The organism is Klebsiella sp. K47, from assembly GCF_051858335.1.
Lineage (GTDB): Bacteria > Pseudomonadota > Gammaproteobacteria > Enterobacterales > Enterobacteriaceae > Klebsiella > Klebsiella pneumoniae.
The window spans coordinates 1-223 of record NZ_JBPYUI010000431.1; the positions used below are offsets into that span (position 1 = coordinate 1).

General features: G+C 55.6%; 1 protein-coding gene. It reads left to right on the forward strand.

Annotated features, from left to right (window positions below; translation table 11 throughout):
- Positions 1-90: DUF2933 domain-containing protein (locus RRF55_RS28665; RefSeq protein ID WP_439419395.1), on the forward strand; the 90-nt coding region annotated here is incomplete at its 5' end.
- Positions 91-223: the final 133 nt, after the last annotated feature.

Here is a 223-nt window from a genome sequence, read left to right on the forward strand (position 1 = left end):
TGCCCGCTGATGCATCTGTTTGGCCACAATCATGGCGGGCACTCCCACTCCAGCGGAGCCGCAGTTTCCAAGGACGAGAATAGGAAGTAACTCGAATGCAAAAGACCTCCTGCCATCATGACCAGGGCCATGCACATCACTCGCACGGCCATCCAGAGAGCCCACGCGATCCGGTGTGTGGCATGGAGGTCAAATCTGATAGTCCTTACCAGGAGAACTTTGA